Annotated in this window: 20 protein-coding genes; 9 read left to right on the plus strand and 11 right to left on the minus strand. The window is 49.9% G+C overall.

Going from position 1 to position 22,841, the window contains the following annotated elements:
- Positions 1 to 70 precede the first annotated feature (70 nt).
- Positions 71 to 2,314: a sensor domain-containing diguanylate cyclase gene (locus tag AN963_RS10550; protein ID WP_055744568.1), complete on the minus strand. Its 2,244-nt coding sequence runs from the start codon at positions 2,312 to 2,314 to the stop codon at positions 71 to 73.
- Positions 2,315 to 2,354: 40 nt separating this feature from the next.
- Positions 2,355 to 2,936: a histidine phosphatase family protein gene (locus tag AN963_RS10555; RefSeq protein WP_055744569.1), complete on the minus strand. Its 582-nt coding sequence runs from the start codon at positions 2,934 to 2,936 to the stop codon at positions 2,355 to 2,357.
- Between the two features lie 232 nt (positions 2,937 to 3,168).
- On the opposite strand from AN963_RS10555, the gene AN963_RS10560 reads away from it, so the two are divergent.
- Together AN963_RS10560 and rpsD are read left to right on the plus strand one after the other, a co-directional pair.
- Complete coding sequence (locus tag AN963_RS10560) at positions 3,169 to 5,469, plus strand: YcdB/YcdC domain-containing protein (protein WP_055744570.1); 2,301 nt, start codon at positions 3,169 to 3,171, stop codon at positions 5,467 to 5,469.
- 287 nt (positions 5,470 to 5,756) lie between these two features.
- A complete protein-coding gene (gene rpsD / locus AN963_RS10565; RefSeq protein WP_055744571.1) occupies positions 5,757 to 6,356 on the plus strand; it encodes a 30S ribosomal protein S4 in 600 nt (199 codons plus the stop codon).
- A 126-nt stretch (positions 6,357 to 6,482) separates the two neighbouring features.
- Here rpsD and AN963_RS10570 read toward each other — a convergent pair whose 3' ends face one another.
- Positions 6,483 to 6,989 carry a DinB family protein gene (locus AN963_RS10570; RefSeq protein ID WP_236707945.1) on the minus strand — a complete coding sequence of 169 codons (507 nt, stop codon included), beginning with the start codon at positions 6,987 to 6,989 and terminating at the stop codon, positions 6,483 to 6,485.
- Positions 6,990 to 7,342: 353 nt separating this feature from the next.
- Between AN963_RS10570 and AN963_RS10575 the strand changes: the two genes are divergently transcribed.
- The 4 genes from AN963_RS10575 (at position 7,343) to AN963_RS10590 (ending at position 13,025) form a co-directional block, all read left to right on the plus strand.
- Positions 7,343 to 10,486, plus strand: coding sequence for a penicillin-binding protein 1A (locus tag AN963_RS10575; RefSeq protein ID WP_055744572.1), 3,144 nt, complete (start codon positions 7,343 to 7,345; stop codon positions 10,484 to 10,486).
- 75 nt (positions 10,487 to 10,561) lie between these two features.
- Complete coding sequence (locus AN963_RS10580; RefSeq protein ID WP_055744573.1) at positions 10,562 to 11,194, plus strand: hypothetical protein; 633 nt, start codon at positions 10,562 to 10,564, stop codon at positions 11,192 to 11,194.
- 41 nt (positions 11,195 to 11,235) lie between these two features.
- A complete protein-coding gene (locus tag AN963_RS10585; protein ID WP_055744574.1) occupies positions 11,236 to 11,880 on the plus strand; it encodes an acetoin utilization AcuB family protein in 645 nt (214 codons plus the stop codon).
- Positions 11,877 to 13,025, plus strand: coding sequence for an acetoin utilization protein AcuC (locus AN963_RS10590; protein WP_055744575.1), 1,149 nt, complete (start codon positions 11,877 to 11,879; stop codon positions 13,023 to 13,025). The genes AN963_RS10585 and AN963_RS10590 overlap by 4 nt, the downstream gene beginning before the upstream one ends.
- Positions 13,026 to 13,104: 79 nt before the next feature.
- On the opposite strand, the gene AN963_RS10595 is transcribed toward AN963_RS10590, so the two are convergent.
- The 4 genes from AN963_RS10595 to AN963_RS10610 all read right to left on the minus strand — a co-directional run bounded on the left by AN963_RS10595 (position 13,105) and on the right by AN963_RS10610 (position 16,744).
- A complete protein-coding gene (locus AN963_RS10595; protein ID WP_055744576.1) occupies positions 13,105 to 14,040 on the minus strand; it encodes a 5'-methylthioadenosine/adenosylhomocysteine nucleosidase in 936 nt (311 codons plus the stop codon).
- A 41-nt stretch (positions 14,041 to 14,081) separates the two neighbouring features.
- Complete coding sequence (ccpA, locus tag AN963_RS10600; RefSeq protein WP_055744577.1) at positions 14,082 to 15,092, minus strand: catabolite control protein A; 1,011 nt, start codon at positions 15,090 to 15,092, stop codon at positions 14,082 to 14,084.
- A 116-nt stretch (positions 15,093 to 15,208) separates the two neighbouring features.
- Complete coding sequence (locus tag AN963_RS10605; protein WP_055744578.1) at positions 15,209 to 15,517, minus strand: metal-sensitive transcriptional regulator; 309 nt, start codon at positions 15,515 to 15,517, stop codon at positions 15,209 to 15,211.
- A 129-nt stretch (positions 15,518 to 15,646) separates the two neighbouring features.
- On the minus strand, positions 15,647 to 16,744 hold the full coding sequence (locus AN963_RS10610; protein WP_055744579.1) for a bifunctional 3-deoxy-7-phosphoheptulonate synthase/chorismate mutase: 1,098 nt from the start codon (positions 16,742 to 16,744) through the stop codon (positions 15,647 to 15,649).
- Positions 16,745 to 17,005: 261 nt separating this feature from the next.
- On the opposite strand from AN963_RS10610, the gene AN963_RS10615 reads away from it, so the two are divergent.
- Entirely contained in the window at positions 17,006 to 19,180 is a 2,175-nt protein-coding gene (locus AN963_RS10615) for a cell division protein FtsA (protein ID WP_055744580.1), read from the plus strand.
- Between the two features lie 55 nt (positions 19,181 to 19,235).
- Here the strand turns inward: AN963_RS10615 and ytxJ are convergent, their stop codons facing one another.
- From ytxJ to AN963_RS10630, 3 genes are all read right to left on the minus strand, one after another.
- On the minus strand, positions 19,236 to 19,562 hold the full coding sequence (ytxJ, locus tag AN963_RS10620; RefSeq protein WP_055744581.1) for a bacillithiol system redox-active protein YtxJ: 327 nt from the start codon (positions 19,560 to 19,562) through the stop codon (positions 19,236 to 19,238).
- A 237-nt stretch (positions 19,563 to 19,799) separates the two neighbouring features.
- On the minus strand, positions 19,800 to 20,198 hold the full coding sequence (locus tag AN963_RS10625; protein WP_055744582.1) for a hypothetical protein: 399 nt from the start codon (positions 20,196 to 20,198) through the stop codon (positions 19,800 to 19,802).
- Positions 20,199 to 20,382: 184 nt separating this feature from the next.
- Complete coding sequence (locus AN963_RS10630; protein ID WP_055744583.1) at positions 20,383 to 20,616, minus strand: hypothetical protein; 234 nt, start codon at positions 20,614 to 20,616, stop codon at positions 20,383 to 20,385.
- A 214-nt stretch (positions 20,617 to 20,830) separates the two neighbouring features.
- Between AN963_RS10630 and AN963_RS30285 the strand changes: the two genes are divergently transcribed.
- Both AN963_RS30285 and AN963_RS10635 read left to right on the plus strand, forming a co-directional pair.
- Positions 20,831 to 20,923, plus strand: a complete 93-nt coding sequence (locus AN963_RS30285) for a YjcZ family sporulation protein (protein WP_083496907.1) — start codon at positions 20,831 to 20,833, stop codon at positions 20,921 to 20,923.
- 172 nt (positions 20,924 to 21,095) lie between these two features.
- Complete coding sequence (locus AN963_RS10635) at positions 21,096 to 22,208, plus strand: aminopeptidase (RefSeq protein WP_055746245.1); 1,113 nt, start codon at positions 21,096 to 21,098, stop codon at positions 22,206 to 22,208.
- 73 nt (positions 22,209 to 22,281) lie between these two features.
- On the opposite strand, the gene AN963_RS10640 is transcribed toward AN963_RS10635, so the two are convergent.
- Positions 22,282 to 22,821: a PadR family transcriptional regulator gene (locus AN963_RS10640; RefSeq protein ID WP_055744584.1), complete on the minus strand. Its 540-nt coding sequence runs from the start codon at positions 22,819 to 22,821 to the stop codon at positions 22,282 to 22,284.
- Between the last annotated feature and the right edge of the window lie 20 nt (positions 22,822 to 22,841).

A 22,841-nucleotide genomic window follows, 5' to 3' on the forward strand; every position in this document is an offset into this window, starting at 1 on the left:
TTCCTCCCGTAAACCTCTCAATGATTGGCCCCTTTTTTCCGAAAAAAGAAAAGAGAGCCAATGTCTGGCTCTATGCTAACACAACTTGGTTTCTTCCCGAATTCTTTGCTTCGTACAACGCAATATCGGCTTGATGGAACAGCGATTCGACGCTGAGATCGAAATCCGATTCCTTGCTCCACTTGGCGAGACCGCACGAGATCGTTACCTGTGGCGACGTCTCTTGCTCGACGCAGTGCCGGATGCGCTCTGCCACACTATGTGCCGTGGTCTTGTCTACGCGCGGCAGATAAACAGCCAGCTCCTCGCCTCCCCAACGCGCAGCGATATCACTGTCACGAATACTGTGGCGAATCAGATTGGACACCTGTATCAATACTTCGTCCCCCACCTGATGACCAAATGTATCATTCACATTTTTAAAGTAATCGATATCGATCAAGATCAGGGAACCGTACCCATCCTTTTCCAGCGAGGAGCGGACCCTTTCATTCAAATGCCTGCGAGTATAGAGACCGGTCAAATTGTCTGTAATGACCATGCGTTCCATCTCGTTGTGCAAGACTGCGTTGGTCATCGCCAGGCTGGCGTGTTGTCCGAAAATTTCGAGTAGCTTGTAGTCGTCAAAACTAAAAAAATGATAACGCGAATCAGAGACTAGCAGCACTCCACTAATTTCGCCTTCCACGATCAGCGGCACACCCATTAGCGAGCAACAAGGCAAAAGTGAGAACGGTAGGGGTCCAGCACCTGGCTGAGCCAGTAATAGCGCCTGTTTGTTTTGCAAAATTTCCTGGAACGGCTTCTCGTTTGTGTGCACGGTCATTCCGGTGAATTCCGGCAACGAGGACGAGAGCACGTCAAAGCGGTCCTCCCCAGGCGATTTGCTCAAAATAGCACAAAACTCAGCATCAAAGGTAGCACCCATCATCGTGGTCACAAAGTCCAGTATTTCTTTTAAATCGAGGCTGCGATTCAGCTGTCGCGCCATTTCATTGATCAGTCTCAGCTCACGAATCAAATTTCGGGATTGCTGATACAGCTGGGCATTCTCAAATGCGGTTCCCGCCGTATCAGCCAGGATCGCAATGTAATCTGTCTCATGCTGGCTCAAGGACACCCGCTGATCCGATGTGACCTGCAGCACACCGTAAATCCCTTGTTTCCCCAACAATGGAGCCGCAATCACTGTTGTGGACTGATCTTCCTCTTCCACTTTTTCCACGATCAGTCTGCCTTCGAGATACGCTCTTGTGCTCGTCGAAGGCTCCGCTTCCTGAAAGGAAAGCTGCTTGACTGGCGTAGTGGCATTCGGTTCGACCGTCAAAAACAACTCTACGGACAAGTGCGGATACAAGCTAGGAATGCTCGTCACGATTTCGTGCAAGACGTCATTCACATCGATCGATGCCTGAATCTTGGACATGAGCTGATACAACAAGTCCTTTTTGCTGGCTTCCCTTCGCAAATCATCCGCCATAACGGCCCGCCAAAGCGCACTGCTCGCCTTTTCCCCTACTTCCTGCAAGAAGGCAACATCCCGCTCATCATACAAGCAATCTGTCTCATCAGCTGGCAGATGGAGGAGCAACGCATAGAGCGGGCTGCCATTGCACATGATCGGCACGACCACGATCCGGTTTTCTTCGAGAATGGTCGGGATCACAGGAGTTTGTCCGAAACGTGCAACGATTTGGGATATCTCGCTCTGTCCCTCTTCCATTCGCTGTGTTGTCACGCATTCCTGTGGGATACACAACCCGTTTTCGGACAACTTCACGGCCGAACAATAGCCTTTTTGGATGATTTCGCTGATCTGATTCGTCAAGCTAACCAATAACTCACGCGTGGTGTCATGAAGATTGAGATCCATTACAATCTGGCTAGTTGCGTGCTGGATGTAGGCGTCATACCCCATTCGAATCATGGGCTCCAATCCTCGCATGTAGGAATGGAGATCAACGTCTATGTCTGACTGGGAAGCAATGATCCCGATCACGGCACGTACGCGTCCGTCATTTTCAAGCAGAGGAATGGCCCCGTATACGTTGGGATCACCCTTCCAAGCTCTCATGACAATTTCCCCGGTGCTAGCCGCCTCCGCGGTCAGCTCAAATACATGACCGGAAGGAACAGAGTGTAGCATCAGGTCAAGTCCTTGAGGGTTCCAGGATTGGCCTACCTGCATCTCCATGAAGTTGATTACACGGCCCCCGGAATCTGTCAAGAAAAGGATGCCTGGGCGCTTTTCCGGCCAAGATTGTAGAATAAAATGGGCCGTGTAGGAAAAGACCGTCTCTAACTTCCCCAACATTTTACTTGACACGAGATACTCCCTCTCTTACGCATTTTTCTCAAATTCCCAAATGGTCTGTATCGTTCACCTGCAGAACTTCCCACCGATTGTCGGTATACCGGAACATCGTGATTCCCGTATTATCGATCTGCGTGATGCCCGTTCCCTGCTCCCCGGCAGTCACGTAATGCAAAAAGCTGTTGATCAAACCGCCGTGCGACACGACGACCACCGCTTCGTCCGGGTGGTTTTTGGCTAACTCTGTCAAGGCATTCACAGCACGCTGCTGCATGTCCTCAAAAGTCTCGATCCCACAAGCAGTCTCATCCTGCGCTTCAAATCGTGCGCGGATCTCTTCGTAGGTCAATCCTTCCCATTGTCCGTAGCATCGCTCCCGTAGTGTCGACCGGGTGGAAATGGTTGAGCCCGATTGGTCGGCGATTCTGGACGCAGTGACACGAGCACGGCTCAAATCACTAGAATATACGGCGTGGATCGTCTCGCCCCGGAACCGACGGGCAACCTGCTCTGCCTGGCGCAACCCCTGCTCATTCAAGTCGATATCACTGTGACCTTGAATGCGCCTGATCTGATTCCATTCTGTTTCTCCGTGGCGGACGAGGTACATGATGGTTTCCAAGACGATAATCTCCTTTGGTAATCTTTCTAATTGATAGTACTTTTTATTATATAAGATGCTTATACGCAATTCTAGATTGATCAAAAAACATTTGGGACAAAATTCCCATAATTCTTCCTTTCTTGCCCTCGAAACTACATTTCAACCTTTTTCTTCTAGAAGGTGAAACGCCATCTCCCTTTGGTACGTCAGAGTGGTAAGTGAAAATATTGACATCGTTGGAGGGGTTTACATGAAGCCTTGGCTCGTTCGCTCAAGCTCATTTCTATTGACTGCTAGTCTGGTGTTCCCTGTTTTTTCAGCACACGCACAAACGCCTAATGCTTCTAACCAAGCCGTTTCCAATAACTCTCAAGTAGGTGGTGCTATGCTCGCCGCTGCCAGCAAGGTGAAGTTGTCCAAAGAGGATGCAGTGACTCTCGCCCAAAAGCTCGTGCCAACAAAAGGCTTGGAGCTTACCAATGTCTCGTTCCGTTCGAGTGACCCTTGGCGACCGTTCCCTGAATGGTCTTTTAGCTGGGGAAAGAAAGTAGCAAACAGTGAAGATGTAGAATTGTCTTACAGCGTCAGTATCCATGCCAACACAGGTGAGGTGACTGCTTACTCTCGCTATGATCGCGGAGCGTCGAACCTGCCGTATGCCAAACGGATATCGTATGAAGATGCGCGTAAGCAAGCCGAGAACTTCCTGGCCAAATACAACGCGGGTAAAGCCGAGCAGACTCGCCTGTACGTCCGCGACATGCCTGCTCCCAAGACGCCGCTGAACACGGATACCGCGTATTCCTTCCGTTTTGTTCGGGTTGTCGATGGGATGCTCTTTCCTGACAATAGTGCTGACATTACTGTAAACAGCGCTGGATCAGTGATCGGATACTCGCTCACATGGAACGACGTCACGTTTGAAAAACCATCCAAGGTCATCTCCCCAGAGGAAGCCGAGAAACAGATGACCGCACAGGCCAATGCTCGACTCTCCTATCTCATTCCTTGGGAAAAAGGAGGCGAGGAACGCACCAAGCCGACCCTAGCCTATCAAAATCCGTTCACCTTTTACATCGATGCGGCTGATGGCTCCGCTTTGACGACTGCATCCCTTATTCCTCGCAGTCAGGTCAAGGAACCGGCCCCTGTGAGCCCCAAAGCATTGCCCGCTCGTCATTCGGGCAAAGCCCTTTCTCAAGACGAAGCGATCAAAGTGGCATCCGACACATTTGATCTCGACAAATACGAGCTGCGCTCCGCTAATTATAATGAAAAAGATTACCGCGGAAACCGACCTATCTGGAATCTGGAATACGGGGAAAAGGACAATCGCAACGGTGGCTTTGCATACGTGTCCATCGATGCAGGAACAGGCGATATTTACGCTTATAACAAAGACATACGTCCACTGAAGTCATCCGAAGGCTCCACCAAAAAAGTCAGCACCGATAAACTCCAGGAAAAAGCGATCGAAACCGTCCGTAAATGGACACCAACGCTAGCGAATCAACTGTACCTGGTGGACCGCAGCCAAGAAGATGCCGATCAAGGCGACTCGGATCGCTACAGCATAACCTTCCAACGCTATCTGGATGGGATTGCTGCCGCATCCGGTACGGCATCCCTGACCTTTGACACGAAGTCTGGCGAGCTCCTCTCCTATTACGCCGAGATCGGAAGCGAGACATACCCAGCCAAGCCAGGCAAGCATTTGTCTGAGCAAGAAGCTATATCTGCATGGAAGGGTGAAATCGAGACGGAAGCGGTTTACGTCTTGACACCTTTGAGTACAGAAGATCGCAAGAAAATGGAAGCACTGCCGTCTTACCTACCCAAGAGAACAGCCAAACTCGTGTATCGTGCCACAACCACTCCATTTGAACAGGCATATTTCTACGATGCCGTAACGGGAGAGTGGCGTTCACAATCAACCGGAAAAGTCATAAATTTGCATCGACCAGCACCCTCTGATCTGGAAGGACATCCAGTAGAGAAAGAATTGCTCCTGATGTATGAATATGATGCTCTTTCCCTGATCGACGGCAAAATCATGCCACAAAAACAGATCACTCGCGGCGAAATGATCGAAATGCTAATGATCAGCCTGAACAACGGGCGCTATTACCCGATGTACTCAGCCGAGCGCAAGAATACGTACAGTGACGTAGCAAACGGTTCCCGCTACTTCTCCGCTGTCGAGGCTGCCGTTGACCGCGGTCTGCTCGAGAAAAATCTTTCCAAGCTCAATCCAGATGAGCCAATCAATCGGGAAGAACTGGCAGATATGATCGTGCGTGCTCTGGGCTACAACAAGTTGGCTGACTACTCCTCGATGTTCCAGTCCAACCTGACAGACATCGCCAACACGAAGCACCGCGGGGCAATCGTCATCGCGACGACTCTTGGCATCATGACCTCTGACAAACAAGCGTTCAAGCCGACAGCGACCGTTTCCCGCGCCGATGCTGCCACAACCTTTACACGCTTCCTCGAAAAACGGGGGAATCAAGACTCACAACCTGTCACCTATCAGGCCAAATACGAGTAAGTCTGACGCCGTCCGCGCCAATATTGGTGCCGGATGGCGCTTTTCTTTTCCCTTGACTTCGAACTGCCTATCCGAGTATTATTGAATGTATGTGTACAGGGTAGCATTGATTGCAGGTAAAAACGGAAGGATGTACCCTCTTAGTTCCCTCCCTTTCAGGCAGCGGCTGTACTACCTGTGAGGAGCACGATGCGGAAACGCTACCGTCCGAAGTTCGTGTAGATAAAGAAGGAACTAACCTGTCGGAAGTAAACACCTGCGAATCCATATTAAAGGAGAATGAATATATGTCACGTTACACAGGACCTCGTCACAAACTTGCCCGTCGTCTGGGTATCTCCCTCGATGGTACAGGAAAAGACATCAAACGCAACTTCCCTCCTGGCCAACACGGTCATAACAACCGTCGTAAAATGAGCGAGTACGGAATCCAGTTGCAAGAAAAACAAAAACTGCGCCACATGTTTGGCCTTAACGAAAAACAATTCCGCCGCACCTTTGACCATGCTAACAAAATGGCTGGCGTAGTGGGCGAAAACTTCATGAAATTGCTGGAATCCCGCTTGGATAACGTGGTATACCGTATGGGCTATGCACCAACTCGCCCAGCTGCTCGTCAGTTGGTAAACCATGGTCACTTCCTGGTAAACGGCAAAAAAGTTAACATCCCATCTTACCGTGTTCAACCAGGTGATGTGATCTCCATCCGCGAGAAATCCCGTGGTCTGGAAATCATCAAGAACTCCCTGGAAGGCCGTAACTTCCTGCCTAACTACATCACTTTCAACGATGCTGCTGCTGAAGGTACCTTCACTCGTCTGCCTGACCGTGAAGAAATGCCAGCTGAAATCAACGAAGTTCTGATCGTTGAGTTCTACAGCCGTTAATCGACTGGGAGTCCAAAAAAGAGTAGCGCCACTTGTGGCCTACTCTTTTTTATTCTTTCAGAAAAGTATAAGTACAACTAAGGCTCCGCCAAAAGTCTTAGTGGGCCAAGTTTTCTAATTTGCACTTTATCGAACTGTCTGTTCTCGATAGGCGGCTCGCACCCTCTGGATCTGTTCCAAATGATCACTCACATGGTTCACGTACCGCTCAAGCAGCTGAACCAATGTCAAGGGTCCCGCCTCTTCATGAATTCCACAGCGCTGCCAATCGGCGCCTTCCACCTTCTGCAGCACTGGAAGCATCATCTCCCGCATTAATCCGAACAGTTTAAGGGAATACTCTGCATCCTGGTCTGAGTAGCCCAATGAAGTGGCCCACGCGTCTTGGTCGTACGCCGTCAGCATCGGATTGTTTTCCGCAAGCACTCGTTTCATGCGGTGCACACCTACTAGCTCTGCATCGGCTAGATGGACGATAATCTCATGAATACTCCATTTGTTTGGCCCCGACTTGTAGTGCATCTCCTCTTCTGACAGTGCGCGAATTGCTTCCCTTACCCGTTCGAGCCCGCTTCCGTACTCCTCGATGAGTGCCTTTACCATCCCGATCCACTCCCTTTTGCATGGTTTCATTAGGGCGACCCCTTTTCTTTACACGTCTTATCGTCACAAAAGTTGCGTTTGCTTGATCCTCTACCCAAGCTACGCTTTCTTTAGCTGCGCAAGATGGCGTCGAAATTCACGGTGCCAACGGTTTTCCGATCGCAGAAAAAGTAGAAGATCGTCCCGTAGCTTCTAAAAAGGTGTCTGTTCAGTAGGTTTTGTTACCGAGCAGACTCCTTTTCTATTTGGCTCACGAAGTCTAGTTCTTTGTAAAAATATCAGGCTTTCCTACACACCGTCTCCCCGCTTGTCCACTTCTCAACTTCTATCCTCCATGTCCCTCGTATGGTATAATCAGGGTGTATGCTAGGGGGTCATAGACTATGTCGAATAGCCACAATTCTTCCTCTGAACCGACGAAGAAAAAACGCCGACGAAGCCGCGGTAGAACGATCTGGATTATCGTCCAGCTGCTGTTTCTACTAGGCATAATGGGAGGCGTCGTTGCAGGAGGAATCGTGACAGGTTATGTTGCCGCACTCGTGAAAGACGAGCCTGTGCGCAGCAAGGAAGAACTAGAGAATAAGATTTTCACGAACTATCTGACTGGCTTCGCCTATTACAATGATGGCTCTCTTATCGGTCAATTGCGAGCGGAAGAGGGCGACAGACGATTGGTGAAAAAAGCAGACGTTTCTCCCTATTTGATCAACGCAATCATCGCAACTGAGGACAAAAGTTTTTATCATCACAACGGGATCGCCGTGCAGTCCACTTTGCGTGGAGCGATCCAAGATTTTACCAATCAGCCTGTCGTAACGGGAGGAAGCACCATAACTCAGCAGCTCGTCAAAAATACGATTCTCTCTGCTGAAGTCAGCCATTCCCGCAAAGCCAAGGAAATCTTCATCGCCCTGCGGATCGAGCGCATGTTTTCCAAGGATCAGATCCTGGAAGCTTACATGAATGAGATCTATTTTGGAAAAAATGCGAACGGCTCGAACGTCTACGGGGTACAAGCTGCCGCAAAAGGGATCTTCGGCAAGGACGTTAAGGAGCTGAACCTCAGCGAAAGCTCGTATTTGGCAGGGATGATTCAGAATCCAGGCGCCTATTCTCCGTTTGGAAACGAGAGCTACCAGCGCGGAAAAGAACGCCAGAAAATGGTTCTCGACCGAATGGTGGAAAATGGCTACATTACCCAGTCGCAATACGCTGGAGCCACCAACGCGGATCTCAAAGCGTCCTTGGCAAAACCTACCGAACAAGCCTATCGCGAAGTGCCGTTCCTGATGATGGAAATCGAAGAACGTGCTGCGCGCCAGCTGGTCGACGTGGACCTCAAAGAAAAAGGCAGGGACAAAGAGACGGTAGGCCGAAACGAGTATCGCCAGTTAGTAGAAGAAAAGCGACGGGACATTCTCCGCAACGGCTACAAGGTACATACCACCATCGACAAAAACGTGTACACCACGATGCAAGCCGTCGCGAATGATCCAAAGAACTTCGGTAAAAATCGCTCTTATACAATTCGCCGCTCCAACGGCAAGACAGAGAAGATCGAGAATGCAATGGAAGAAGTCGGCGCTATGCTGATCCACAACAAGACCGGTGCCATCCTCGGGATGATCGGTGGTCGTGATTTTAAAGTGGAACAGACGAACCATGCCACCGCCGCGAGACAGCCTGGGTCGGCGATGAAACCACTTGCTGCCTATGCTCCAGCCTTTGAATTAGGGCTGTTGCAACCAGCTTCTCCTCTCGATGACTCACCCGTCTTGCTCGCAGACGGTCAAAACGGCTCTCACCTGCCGATGAACTGGAATAACAAATGGCAAGGTATCATGAGCGCGCGTGAAGCCCTGCGGATGTCCTGGAACATTCCGGCCATCAAAACCTATCTCAAAGTGGGCATCCCGACAGCCCTCGAGTATGTGAAAAAGATGGGGATCACGACACTCGTTGATGCAGACAACTACGCTTCGACTGGGGTAATCGGCGGACTTACATACGGTACTACCGTCGAAGAGATGACCAATGCGTACGCCACCTTTGCCAACCACGGCTCATTTGTGGACGCCTACCTCATTGATCACATCGAGGACAGCCAAGGCAAGGTTATTTATAAACACGAGGCACAACCCATACAAGTGTACAGCGAACAGACTGCGTACTTGATCACCGACATGATGCGCTCTGTTGTCAACGCAGGTACAGGGACTCACATTCGAAAATACGTACCGAAAAAAGTGGACGTAGCGGGCAAAACCGGTACAACCAACAGCAGCAATGACCTGTGGTTTGTCGGATATACGCCAGAGCTGTCCATGGGTGTCTGGGTCGGCTTTGATGAGCCGTATCCGATGCCAGATGCCGATAAATACGTACCGATGGTCGTATGGGGCAAGATCATGAAAGACATTATCGCAAACCAACCGAATTTGTCGCCACCGGATGACAAGTTCCAGAAACCGGATGGAATCGTCAGTGCCACTGTGGACTCCAAATCGGGCCTCTTGCCGAGCGAGCTTTCCAAGGAAGCAGGTCACGTGATCACAGACTTGTTCAACCGTCGTTTCGTACCGACGAAAGTAGACGATACGCATCAGAAAGCTCGTATTGTCACTTATGACGACGAACGATATTTGGCCAAAGAAGGCACTCCTGATGACTTTGTTACCGAAGGCGTCTTCTACCGCTCACCTGATCCGCTCCCGACCAAGGACCAAATTCAGGAGAAAAACAAGAAAGTTGCCCTCCATCCTCCTGACTGGGAACAACGACTCCCAGATAAGGAAGATCCGCGTACAGAAGTCGCTGGGGCTCCGGCATCACCTAGCAGTTTAGTAGCCAATACGACAGGCAAGCAAAGTGTACTCACCTGGCAATCCGCCAAAGAAGCCGATCTGTTAGGCTATCGAATCTATCGCGCTGATAGTCAAAATGGTTTCATCCGCATCGCCACTATCAAGGATCCATCTGTACTGACCTTTACCGAGACGGGAGCAGTCATTGGAGATGCAGGGTATTACGTGACCGCCGTCGATATTACCGGTCAGGAATCACAGCCGTCTGCTATCGCAACCAGTGGCACCGGCTCGCATACATGGCAGTTGCCAGATCCGAATAAGGACCCAGGAACAGGAATTCCTGATATTCCTGTTGTTCCAGGTGATACTACCGATCCAAACGGAAATGGAAATGGAGCTGTCCCAGGAGATAACGGTAATCAAACGGACCCTGGAGCTGCAACGACATCCCCTCCATCTACACCAAAATCGTTGACGATCAAATCAGCAGGTGGCGGATGGAAGCTGCAGTGGAAAGCAAATGCTACATCTGAGCAAGTCATTGCCTACAATATTTACTTCAAACCGGATGCGACGAGCGGGTTCCTGCTGATCGATACGGTATCTGCCACGAGCTACACGCATACTACGGATGTAGCAAATGGAAACTACTACATTACGGCTGTGAACAGTTACGGAGAATCGTCACATTCGAACAGCGTCACGGCCAACAACTAAGAATACACTGAAAGAAGAAGCAGAGATGGTTGTCATAACCATCTCTCTTTTTCTACAAAAACAGGGGGGGAACTGATGGATCACGTCAAGCGTTATCATTCGCTGAAAATGACTGTGAACGGAAGAGAACTGTTGATTGAGGGACCCATTTCCGGAAGCGAGCTCGCCTCCTTCCGCTTTGACGAAGGTCTTAAGGCCTTCCGCATTCCCGAGCAGCAGCACAAAGCCCTTATCGAAATAGCTGATCTCCCTGAGGGGCGCATCATTGTAGCACGCGAGGACGATCTTGTACTCGGGTACGTAACCTTTCTCCATCCAGACCCACTGGAGCGGTGGTCGCAAGCCAAGCTTCCCGATCTTCTGGAGCTAGGTGCTATTGAAATCAGCCATCTGGTCCGAGCAGGCGGTGTTGCCAAAAAACTGCTGGAAGTATCCTTTATGGATGATGCCATAGAAGACTACGTCATCATCACGACTGAATATTACTGGCATTGGGATCTGAAAGGAACCGGACTGGACGTCTGGCAGTATCGCAAAGTCATGGAAAAAGTCATGGGGAGCGTCGGGATGACCTGGATGGCGACGGATGATCCGGAAATCTGCTCTCACCCCGCCAATTGCTTGATGGCAAAAATCGGCAAGCGTGTCCCTCCAGAAACCGTCGAAGCTTTTGACGCCATGCGATTTCAAAATCGTTTTCTTTATTAACTAGATCAAAGCCCTCTCGGATGCGAAAAAGGAGGCCTCTCATGCGTATTGAGGATATCATGCGAAAAAACGTTGTCACGGTAAATCCTTCCACCTCTATCGGGGAAGCTCTCCTGTTACTCCGCTCCAATCGAATCAGACATTTACCCGTCGTGGAACATGATCGTTTGGTGGGCATCTTCTCTGACCGCGATCTGCGCGATGCCCTTCCCTCCCGCCTGCTGAAACACGAGGATGATGACACCATCTTGCACAAGCCAGTCGCTGACATCATGTACAAGCAGGTCATTACTGCCCATCCGCTAGACTTCATCGAGGATGCATCTGCACAACTTTACGAGCATAAGATCGGCTCGCTGCCAATCGTCGAAGGAACTCGACTCGTGGGCATGATCACAGAATCGGACTTGTTTTCCAGTCTGATCGAGCTGTTTGGCGTCAACAAACCAAGCTCTCACATTGAAGTGGAAGTGGATGATCGAGTTGGCATGCTAGCCGAGGTGAGCCAGGTTTTTCGAGAAGCCGAGGTGAACGTCTGTAGTGTCGTCGTTTACCCGGGGAAAAAACCTCCCAAGAAAAATCTGGTCTTCCGCGTACAGACGATCGATCCTCGCATCGTCATCCAGAGACTTTCCGCAAAAGGATTTACCGTCGTCTGGCCAACAGAAGGAGGGAATCCTCTGTGAGCCGCAATGCCCGTCTCATCTATTCTTCGGACTACACCAACTACTATTTCAATGACGAGCATCCATTTAACCAACGGCGTCTTCTCCTCATGCATGATCTGATGAGCATGTACGGAATCCTTTCTGAATCTGACATTCTGCCACCGCGTCACGCGACCGATGAAGAGCTGGCGATGGTTCACGACTCACGTTACATACAATTCATACGCGATCAGGGGCATAGCGAAGCAGAGCTTCCTCTCGCTACCAGCTATGGGGTAGGTACGGAAGACGTTCCCTGCTTTGCCAACATGCACGAGTCAGCTTCCCTCATTGCAGGAGGAACACTGAATGCCGTGGAAGCCGTGATGAGTGGCCTAGCCGAGCACGCATTCAATCCTGCAGGTGGCTTACATCACGCCTTTCGCGGACGAGCTTCCGGATTTTGCATTTACAATGACTGTTCTGTCGCGATTGCCTACTTACGCCAGAAGTGGAATGCGCGGGTCCTGTACATCGATACGGACGCCCATCACGGCGATGGTGTGCAATGGGCTTTTTACGACGATCCCAACGTGTTGACTGTCTCCATGCACGAAACGGGAAAGTACTTGTTCCCCGGCACCGGCAATCTCACAGAACGCGGCGATGGTAGCGGTTACGGTTATTCCGTGAATGTCCCACTTGATGCCTTTACGGAAGACGAATCGTTCCTCGATATTTATCAGGAGCTGGTCACCAAGATCGCTCGCGGTTTCAAGCCAGATGTCATCTTGACGCAAAACGGCTGCGACGCCCACGCGTACGATCCACTCACTCATCTGTCCTGCTCGATGAAAATCTATCAGGAAATCCCTCGGCTCGCTCATCAGCTGTCGCATGAGCTGTGTGATGGTCGCTGGATCGCTGTCGGTGGCGGTGGCTACGATATTTGGCGGGTCGTTCCACGTGCCTGGACCTTATTGTGGAGCGAAATGACGGATCAGCCCCTGACAGACGGGCCGCTCCCAGAAGCATGGGGCGAACGCTGGCAGCCGCATTCCGAGCTGGCTCTACCCAAGCGTTTGTTTGACGAACCATTCCCAGCCATTCCTCGCCGGGAAGAAATTACACAAAAGAACAAGATAACACTAGAGCGTGCTTTGATGTATGCCCCTGTAGATTGAGATTTTCCCGGAGAGAAAGCAAAAAGCGTGAAGACGTCGTATCATTCCGATACGTTGCCTTCACGCTTTTTGCCTTGCCTTACGAAAGGCTACTTACCAACTGCTCGAGCTCAGCTGGCTGGTAACCTTTTACAGCTTTGTCCCCGATGACTGTCACAGGTACGCCCATGAATCCAAAGCGCTCGACTTCCTCTTGGTAGTCACGGCTCGTCATGACATCACGCACTTCAAAGGAAATTCCTTTGGCAGTCAGCCACTGCTTCACCAGATTGCAATCAATGCAATTTTGCGTAGAGTAGACAATGACCTGTGCAGCTTCACTACCCGCCGTCAGCATATTGCGAACGATCGCGTAAGAACGTTGCGAGGCAAGCTTGGTGAATTCCACGAAGTTGACATGGGCGGAACCATCCGCCTTGTCCGACATGGAACGCACGACTACAAACGGCACGTTGTTCATCGCGCAAACCTGGCCAACGGAAGCTCCCTCCATCTCCGTGCAATGAGCTTCGAACTGCTCGAACAGCCACTTCACTTTTTCACGACTAGCTACAAACTGGTCACCGGATAAAATACGCCCGCTCACGACTTGAATGCCTGCGTCAACCTCTTTGCCGGCTTCGATCGCCTGTTGCATTAATTCCTCATCCGCTTTCCATACCCATTGCTCAGTGAACGGGATTTGACCTGGCGCAAACCCCAGCGCAGAGACATCAATGTCATGCTGGACGCAATCTGTCGATACGACGATATCCCCGATATTCAATTCCGGATGAACCGCACCTGCTACTCCCGTAAAAATGACGCGATCCACTTGGAACTGATCAATCAATATTTGTGTGGTGACAGCCGCATTTACCTTGCCTACACCTGATTTGCAGAGAACGACGGATTTACCTTCCATCTCCCCTTCATAGTAGGTGATCCCTGCTTTGGCAGTCTGTTTCGTCTGTCCCATCGCTTCCAAATACAGCGCGATTTCTTCATCCATCGCGCCGATGATGCCGATCCGCATAACGATATCCTCCTCTTGCTGGTCGATCATGGGTCCCGTGATTATGCTTGCTCGGGTCTGGTACTCTCTCTGTATTCGATTCGATGTGGCAGCAGTACGACATGCTCCTCCACATTTTCATTGTTCATGTACTTCGTCAACAAGCGCATCGCTACAGCACCGATATCATACATCGGTTGAACCACGGACGTCAGACGCGGGCGCACCATTTCAACCAGTCGGATGTTGTCATGACCGATTACTTCGATATCACCAGGTACATTCAGTCCCGAATCTTGAATGGCATGGATCGCCCCAATCGCCATCTCATCGTTTGCTGCAAAAACAGCAGTAGGTGGTTCCGCCAGCTTCAAAAACTCTTTGGTTTGCATCAGTCCCGACTCGTAGAAGAAGTTACCGCTTGCTACGAGCTCTTCCTGCAAGCCGATTCCTGCATCAATCAGGGCTTTTTTATAGCCTTCAAAGCGCATCAGACCGCTCAGTGGATCGTTCAGAGGCCCAGTAATCATAGCAATCCTTTTGTGACCACGATCGATCAAAGCCTGTGTCGCATCGTAACCAGCCTGGAAGTGATCGATACTCACGGATGGCAACGCATTGTCTGCATCGCGTGTCGCGGCCAGTACGGTCGGCACGGTAGTGCTTGTGAGCGCCTGCAAATGGTCTTCCTTGATTTCTGCACCCATGAACAACAGCCCGTCCACCTGTTTTTCAAGCAAGGTATTAATTAATTGCAATTCCTTTTCCATCCGTTGGTCGGAGTTGCAAAGAATGATATTGTACTTGTACATGGTCGCGATATCTTCAATTCCGCGAGCCAACTCTGAAAAGAACAGACTGGAGATATCCGGGATAATGACACCGACAGTTGTCGTTTTCTTGCTGGCGAGTCCGCGCGCGACTGCATTCGGACGATATCCCAATCGTTCAATGGCAGCCAGCACCTTTTTCCGGGTCAACGGTTTCACATTGGGGTTTCCGTTAACAACCCGTGAGACCGTCGCCATCGAAACCCCCGCTTCTCTTGCCACGTCGTAAATCGTAACCGGCATCACACACCCTCGCTTTCCCCATTAAATGGTTTTCATAATCATTTTCATAAATATATGCACCTATGATACGACAAGCCGTACATGGTTGCAATCGTTTTTAGCTTGTCTATACCGTGTTACTTCATTAATTTGTTCATCGTTTTCAGCAGCTCGTCGATAACTTCATTGTCCCCTTGCTGAATGCGTTCCATGACACAACTTCGCATATGTCCTTCGAGGAGAATCTTGCCTACCCCATTCAGTGCGGACTGTACGGCAGCGATCTGGTTCAAAATGTCATCACAGTACACATCTTTTTCTACCATGCCACGAATCCCACGAATTTGACCTTCTACCCGATTGAGACGGGACACGAGATTCGACTTGATTTTGTCCGTACGCACAGTGGCTCGATCTGACGAGCAGCATTGGTCCTGTTCATTCATCTGGTACTATCCCCCTTCTAGCGATACCAGTACGTAATCCTAGCTTACTTGGTCGCCACTTGTTCGTCAAATAAGAAGAGGCCTCTCCCGCAAACAGGAAAGACCTCCATCCACATCATACGTATTGGATTAACCTCTTGCAACGACTACTTCGCCTTTGTACAGGCCAGAAGCCAGCAGCGAGTCTACAAACTCGTTGAAGTCCGGGATGTTCAGCTGTTGCTTCGCATCAGACAACGCTACGTCTGGATCCGGGTGAACTTCGACCATGATTCCATCAGATCCGACAGCGATACCAGCTTTTGCGGTAGGCAGCAGCAGGTCACGACGACCTGTGGAGTGAGTCACGTCCACGAATACAGGCAAGTGAGTTTCTTGCTTCAGAAGTGGTACTGCGGAAATGTCGAGCGTGTTGCGAGTAGCTTTTTCGTAAGTACGGATACCGCGCTCACACAGCATGACTTGCGCATTACCTTCAGACAGAATGTACTCTGCCGCGTAAATGAATTCTTCAATCGTAGCGGACAAGCCACGTTTGAGAAGAATTGGCTTGTTGAGGCGACCTGCTGCTTTCAGCAGTTCAAAGTTTTGCATGTTCCGCGCACCGATTTGGATGACGTCGATGTAATTGCTCGCCATTTCCAGGTCGCCCGGTGTTACAATCTCACTGATCGTAACGAGATTGTACTCATCACCGATGCGTTTGAGAATTTGCAAGCCTTCTTCGCCCAGGCCTTGGAAGTCGTATGGCGATGTACGAGGCTTGTAGGCACCGCCACGCAGCGTGCGCAGACCACGTTTGATGTGGTTTTCCGCTACAGCCTTTACTTGCTCGTAGCTCTCTACGGAGCAAGGGCCTGCGATCAGGATCGGATTGCCACCGCCGAATTCTACTCCTTTTACTGTGATCACTGTATCTTCTGCCTGTTTTTTACGGCTGACGAGCAAGACTTTCTTCTTGTCGTCGTTTTGCAGGTCAAGAGATACTTGGAAGATTTGTTTGAACAAATGACGAACGGTGCTGTCATTGAAAGGACCTTTGTTGTTCTCTATCAGCAGATTGAGCATTTGACGCTCGCGCTCTGGATCAAAACGATTGCTGCCCTGTTTTTCTTTTTCTTTGCCAAGCTCTTGTACCAAAGTCGCGCGCTTGTTGATCAGATCAAGAATTTGCAGGTTGATCTCGTCGATCTGTTTGCGCATGGTGTCGATCAAATCGTGTGCCATTTCTCTCCACTCTCCTCTTTCTTTATATGCTTGTTACAGGTACTTTCGATAAATTAGGGTTATTATAATCGATTCATTCTCCCTTGTCAGCAGTTTAGCGCCAAAAAGCGCGAAAGTAAATTGTAAATGTTTTTCAAATCTTCTCTACAAGGATAGAAGATTCCTTGATTCGACAGGATTCTCCTTCAAACGAGTCGAATAATTGGATATAAGTACATATACTTGCACTTTATTCATCCAGAACGAGGAGTGACCTGACCTTTGTCTGAGCATACAGAAACAGCCAAACAAGAGCTGATTTTTTCTTTAGATATCGGAACACGCAGTGTGGTTGGCCTGATCGTGGAAGCAACTGGTGAACAGTACCGCGTCCTGGACTGCGCCATCCGCGAGCATGACGAACGCTCGATGCTGGACGGACAAATCCACGATATCGTTGCCGTTGCCAAAGTGATCCAACAAATAAAAGATGAACTAGAGCAAAAATACGGACCGCTCCACCAAGTAGCTGTCGCTGCTGCCGGTCGTTCGCTGCGCACGCGACGCGTCAAGCTGGACATGCCTCTCGCACGCCACGCCTTCATAACACGTGAGGACGTATTGACGCTGGAGTTTGCCGCGGTACAGGAAGCCCAGGCTGAGCTCGCCCAGGAGCTGAAGGATCAAGACGTGACCCGGTATTACTGCGTGGGCTACAGCGTCGTAAACTACCATTTGGACGGCGAACTTATTGGCAGCCTGATCGACCAGCGAGGAGACACAGCGAGCGCCGACGTCATCGCAACCTTTTTGCCACGTGTGGTTGTAGATTCCTTGATCGCTGCCCTAAAAAGATGCGGTCTGGACATGCAGGCACTGACACTGGAGCCGATCGCTGCAATCAACGTTTTGATCCCGGTCACGATGCGTCGACTGAACATCGCGCTCGTGGATATTGGCGCGGGTACGTCGGATGTTGCGTTGACGGAGGAGGGCGCCATCACAGCCTATGGAATGGTCCCTGTCGCAGGCGATGAAATCACCGATGCGCTCATGAATGCGTATCTGCTCGATTTCCCGATGGCGGAGGAAGCCAAGCGTGTCCTTTCCACACATGATACCGTATCATTTACCGACATTCTGGGTCTGGAGCACACGCTGTCAGCTACAGAGGTAACAGCCGCGATCGATACCGATATCCATCTGCTGGCAGAAAAAATTGCCTTTAAAATTCTGGAGTTAAATGGAAAGGCGCCGCAAGCCGTCATGTTGATTGGCGGTGGTAGTCTCACCCCAGGATTGACGACAAAAGTGGCGCAAGTGCTGGGCATTCCTGCTGCTCGTGTAGCTGTCCGAGGCGGAGATGCGATCAAGCAATACGTCGGTGACCATCCGTTGCTAAGCGGCCCTGAGTTCGTCACACCTGTCGGTATCGCAGTGGCTGCTCGTCGCCACCCACTGCGCTATGTGACGGTCACAGTCAACGAGGTTCCGGTACGTATCTTCGACCTGCGCAAAATGACGCTGGGTGATGCGCTGATCGGAGCAGGATTGGACATCCGACGCCTCTACGGACGTCCGGGGCTTGCCATGACGGTCACGATCAACGGCAGAATGAAAATGATCCCGGGCAAGCACGGTACACCGCCCGTCATCGAAAGAAATGGAGAGCCAGTCGGACTGGATGCTCCACTCGAGGACGGCGATGAGATCGCGATCGTAGCAGGTCAAAATGGCGAGGACGCCCACGTACAAGCAAAGGACCTGCTTGAACATTTGGACACGCTGGAAATCCGTTGCAACGATCTTTCTCTGTCACTTGGACCTGTCATTTTTATCAACGGAGAGCCTCAAACACTCGACACCGAGGTCCCGGATCGAAGCGAGGTGGAGATTCGCCTTCCACGCACAGTCGGCGAAGCCTTGCAGATCTCAGGACTTCTAGCTGAGCCAGGACAGGACGTGAATCCATATCAATTCAGCGTAAACGGTCATTCATACTCGATTCCGGCACAGACCGTCACGATGGAGGTAAATGGCAAGCCTGTCACTTCTACTGATTACATCCGCCAGGGTGATGAACTGATTTATCGCGTAGAAGATGTCGCACTGCCTGCCATTCGCGATGTCATCCCTCTCGAGGAGTGGGTGCAGGAAACGATCACTGTGCACTTCAACGGAGAACGCGTGGTACTTCCAGTGGCCCAAGTGACCATCACTATGGATGGGCGAGCAGCTCATGCGGAGGATGTGATCAGCGATGGCGCGGTCATCACCGTCAAGTCTTCTCCTGCCTCCTCTCCCGTTTTTAGCGATGTTTTCCGCTTTGTGGATGTATCGCTGGAAAAGCCGGATCGAGAAAGCATCACCGGCTTTGTCATGCTCGTAAATGGCGAGCTCGCGTCTTTCCAGACGGAGCTCAAGACTGGCGACAAGCTCGAATTATATTGGGATTGATGGAAAAAGAGCTGCTGACTCGAGGGAGTCAACAGCTCTTTTGAGTTGCTTTGTTTTAGGCCTTCAACGCTTGAGCAATGGCATCCTTGGTAATTTTCCAATGGGAGGTATGCCATTTTACTTGTCCATCCACCAGCAAGAAGAGCTGCGGAGACTCATGCTTAATCTCAAAACGCTCAGCAACTGCGTTGGAAACAGGGCGGTCCTCAATTACGTGGATGACGGCAGAAGGAACGGACTCACCCTGTAAAAAAGCTTGGAATTCCGAATAGGCTGTAGCACTAATCGGGCAAGTCGTACTATGTTTGAACAAGAGTCTTTTACCGCTCTCTGCCACAAACTGATCCAATTCCTCTGTGGAGTGCAATTGTTGTTGTGCCATTTTCGCATCTCTCCTTTAAGTTCATTCCTATGTGGTTCTCAGTATACATAAACAGACGACGAGAAGTCTACGTCACCGGTGCAGATTAGAAAACTAGGCAAGGCCATGCCTTGGCGTCGGCGAAGCCTTAGCACTCAAAGGACACAAGTCTCGCTTATACTATCATCCTTAGAATTTTTTACCTTCCGATAGGACAAAAGAAAAGACGCCTTCTACCAGGCGCCCCTCTCCCTTCTCTTACACCATTATCTTTGTCAATCGCTCCCGAAGCTCCAGCGTCCATCTCTCGTCGCCCAATGATTGCGCCAGTAAAAATAAGTCCAAGAGTTCGTTTACACGCTCACCTAGCACTTCCCGTACAGATGAGTCCATTCCTTCATTGGCAATCAAAACCAATAAGTTGGATAACTCTGACATTTCTTCGAATTCGATCGCCTGTCGCTCTGGATGTTGCCCCAATTCCTCCATGAGTGCTTTTAGATCGTCTTTAATGACATCCACCACCTGGGAATGGGCACAGCAGTCGTCCACGCAGACGTGTACCGGTACATTCAGGATCTTGACCCGGTTGCGGTACACGACGTTGCGTAGCACGATTTCCATGTCGTTTCCGCAGCGGCTACATTTCTTCTGCATTATTTCACCTCTATTCCACATATGTATACCTCTGTACTATTCGTGAAACCTCTCTTCAATCCTGCTAAACATTTGGTGGTACATGGTGGATACAGTGGCAGATATAGAAAACGAAATCAAATAAAAGCGATGCCCATTTAGAGGCATCGCTTTTTGCTGGACCCATTCGTATAAGGTTGGCAAATCAGGCGTAAATAGCGTTTACTTTTTCACAATGAGGACACACAGCAACCTTGCCGGAATGACCTTCTTCATCCTCTACCCGATAACCGGTAATCTGCTCTGAAAAGCAAAACAGGCATTCCGTATTGAAGTCCATATCGTACTGAGCTTTCCAGACGATCGATTTAAAATCTTCCCCTACATTAATAGTAATGGGAACGAGGTCGTGTTGGAGACTAAACAATGATCTTTGCATCTGAATAACATCCTTTCGCTATTGCAAAGTCTTTTCGTATCCTCTAGCTTTTCCTGATTTTCAGAATAATAAACATGGAAGCCAAAAGGAATAGTAAGGATGCGAAAGAATCTTCCCAAAAATAGGCATATGCCCGTATCGGTCATGTGCGAAAACCCATATCTTATGGATGTAAGCACGAGAGGCTTAACACACAGAGGAGGATGTTTATCATATGAGTAGCATCTTTAATGGCGAATTCGAAGGATTCACTTTAGTATTAATTCTGTTCATCCTGCTGGTAATTATTGCTTGCAGCTGCGATTAAATTGATTCATTCTGATGTGGAACAATTAGGCAGGGAGCTGCATATACATTAAAACCGAATCCTGTTAAGCGCGTTTCTACGCACGCTACCCGTTCTTCTTGGGTAGCTTTTTTGTATGGAGGTTGTGTACAATACATACTGAATGATATGGAAAGCGAGGGATACCCTTCCTATGAAAGATCCACGTATCGAACAACTGGCAGACGTTCTGGTTAACTACTCCACAACCGTGCAGCCTGGTGAAAACGTATTGATTTACGCGATCGGGCAAGTCACTGATCTGGTGAAAGCCGTCATCGCCAAAGTATATGAAGCAGGTGGTCACCCTTACGTTCAACTGATTGATCAAACGGTTCAACGTGAGCTTCTCTTGAATGCGAATGAAACACAGCTGGGTGTCATGCGTGAAGCAGACGTGAGCTTCATGAAAAAAATGGATTGCTACATCGGCATTCGCGGCGGCGATAACATCAGCGAGCTGGCTGACGTCCCAGGCGACAAGATGCAGCTCTACTCCAAGCTTTTGATGCGTCCGGTACTGGACGTGCGCGTTCCTGAGACGAAATGGGTCGTTCTTCGCTATCCAAATTCGTCTATGGCACAGCTGGCTAACATGAGCACGGATGCCTTTGAAGACTTTTATTTCAAGGTCTGCACCCTCGACTACGGCAAAATGGACAGCGCAATGGACAGCCTGGTAGAACTGATGGAGAAAACAGACAAAGTGCGTCTCACCGGTCCTGGTACCGATCTGACTTTCTCGATCAAAGGAATCCCGGCAATCAAATGTGCAGGAAATGCGAATATTCCAGACGGTGAAGTGTTTACAGCCCCTGTGCGTGACTCCGTCAACGGAACGATTTCTTACAACACGCCATCTCCCTACCAAGGATACACGTACGATAATATCAAGCTGACGTTTAAAGACGGCAAAATTATCGAAGCGACCGCAAACGACACAGCTAAAATCAATGAAGTGTTTGATACCGATGAAGGAGCTCGCTACGTTGGCGAGTTTGCGATCGGAGTCAACCCATTCATCCAAAATCCAATGAAAGACATTTTGTTCGATGAAAAAATCGACGGTAGCTTCCACTTCACGCCAGGTCAGGCCTACGACGAAGCTTTCAACGGCAACAAGTCATCCGTTCACTGGGATTTGGTTATGATCCAACGTCCTGAATGGGGCGGCGGAGAAATCTGGTTTGATGACCGCCTGATTCGTAAAGATGGACGCTTTGTTGTTCCTGAGCTGGAATGCCTCAATCCAGAAAACCTGAAATAACGTCTCCGTTCAAAGAAAAAAGCGAAGGCACCCACCGCGGGTCCTTCGCTTTTCTATTTGGCCATCCCGTCGTTTACCCAGTCACGGAATAGGCCGGCTGTTTCAATAGAGCCGACGCTTTTTGCTCCAAGAACGAAATGGTCGTCTCTAGATGGTGTATGGTATATTCCCAGCAAAAGCGCTGATACTCGTCAAAATTGGCTTCTAGCTTCTTAAAGGTTGTTTTACTTTGCTGCAATACCTGGCGTTGAACTTCGATACAGCTCTCGATCAGATCCTGCTGTTCTTCCTGGCTCCGACTCTTGCCGAAGAAGATTTTTACCAGCATGTCAGAGCGTAGAACAGCCGGTACGATTGGTGTTTGAATCTCTTGCAAGAAGGTACCTTTGCCCGTTTCCGTAATTCGATACAGGATTTTGTTTGGCTTGCCCGACTGAATGATTTCCTGTTTGGTCACGTACCCTTCTTCTTCCAGCTTTCGCAGCGCTGGATAAATCGCACCAAAGCTAGCGTCGTAGAAGAAACCAATGCTATTGGTAAACGCCTGCTTTATGTCGTACCCACTCATCTCACCGTAACTCAAAAAGCCAAGTATGATTGTTTTTACGTCCATCTCTTCGCATCCTCCATTAC

Source organism: Brevibacillus choshinensis (genome assembly GCF_001420695.1).
Taxonomy (GTDB): Bacteria; Bacillota; Bacilli; order Brevibacillales; family Brevibacillaceae; genus Brevibacillus; species Brevibacillus choshinensis.

What these genes read in the sequence shown, in the direction of transcription:
- AN963_RS10550 (WP_055744568.1), bottom strand. Translation starts at nt 2,314, where the DNA reads ATGTTGGGGAAGTTAGAGACGGTCTTTTCCTACACGGCCCATTTTATT.
- AN963_RS10560 (WP_055744570.1), top strand. Translation starts at nt 3,169, where the DNA reads ATGAAGCCTTGGCTCGTTCGCTCAAGCTCATTTCTATTGACTGCTAGT.
- rpsD (WP_055744571.1), top strand. Translation starts at nt 5,757, where the DNA reads ATGTCACGTTACACAGGACCTCGTCACAAACTTGCCCGTCGTCTGGGT.
- AN963_RS10570 (WP_236707945.1), bottom strand. Translation starts at nt 6,989, where the DNA reads ATGAAACCATGCAAAAGGGAGTGGATCGGGATGGTAAAGGCACTCATC.
- AN963_RS10575 (WP_055744572.1), top strand. Translation starts at nt 7,343, where the DNA reads ATGTCGAATAGCCACAATTCTTCCTCTGAACCGACGAAGAAAAAACGC.
- AN963_RS10580 (WP_055744573.1), top strand. Translation starts at nt 10,562, where the DNA reads ATGGATCACGTCAAGCGTTATCATTCGCTGAAAATGACTGTGAACGGA.
- AN963_RS10585 (WP_055744574.1), top strand. Translation starts at nt 11,236, where the DNA reads ATGCGTATTGAGGATATCATGCGAAAAAACGTTGTCACGGTAAATCCT.
- AN963_RS10595 (WP_055744576.1), bottom strand. Translation starts at nt 14,040, where the DNA reads ATGCGGATCGGCATCATCGGCGCGATGGATGAAGAAATCGCGCTGTAT.
- ccpA (WP_055744577.1), bottom strand. Translation starts at nt 15,092, where the DNA reads ATGCCGGTTACGATTTACGACGTGGCAAGAGAAGCGGGGGTTTCGATG.
- AN963_RS10605 (WP_055744578.1), bottom strand. Translation starts at nt 15,517, where the DNA reads ATGAATGAACAGGACCAATGCTGCTCGTCAGATCGAGCCACTGTGCGT.
- AN963_RS10610 (WP_055744579.1), bottom strand. Translation starts at nt 16,744, where the DNA reads ATGGCACACGATTTGATCGACACCATGCGCAAACAGATCGACGAGATC.
- ytxJ (WP_055744581.1), bottom strand. Translation starts at nt 19,562, where the DNA reads ATGGCACAACAACAATTGCACTCCACAGAGGAATTGGATCAGTTTGTG.
- AN963_RS10625 (WP_055744582.1), bottom strand. Translation starts at nt 20,198, where the DNA reads ATGCAGAAGAAATGTAGCCGCTGCGGAAACGACATGGAAATCGTGCTA.
- AN963_RS10630 (WP_055744583.1), bottom strand. Translation starts at nt 20,616, where the DNA reads ATGCAAAGATCATTGTTTAGTCTCCAACACGACCTCGTTCCCATTACT.
- AN963_RS30285 (WP_083496907.1), top strand. Translation starts at nt 20,831, where the DNA reads ATGAGTAGCATCTTTAATGGCGAATTCGAAGGATTCACTTTAGTATTA.
- AN963_RS10635 (WP_055746245.1), top strand. Translation starts at nt 21,096, where the DNA reads ATGAAAGATCCACGTATCGAACAACTGGCAGACGTTCTGGTTAACTAC.
- AN963_RS10640 (WP_055744584.1), bottom strand. Translation starts at nt 22,821, where the DNA reads ATGGACGTAAAAACAATCATACTTGGCTTTTTGAGTTACGGTGAGATG.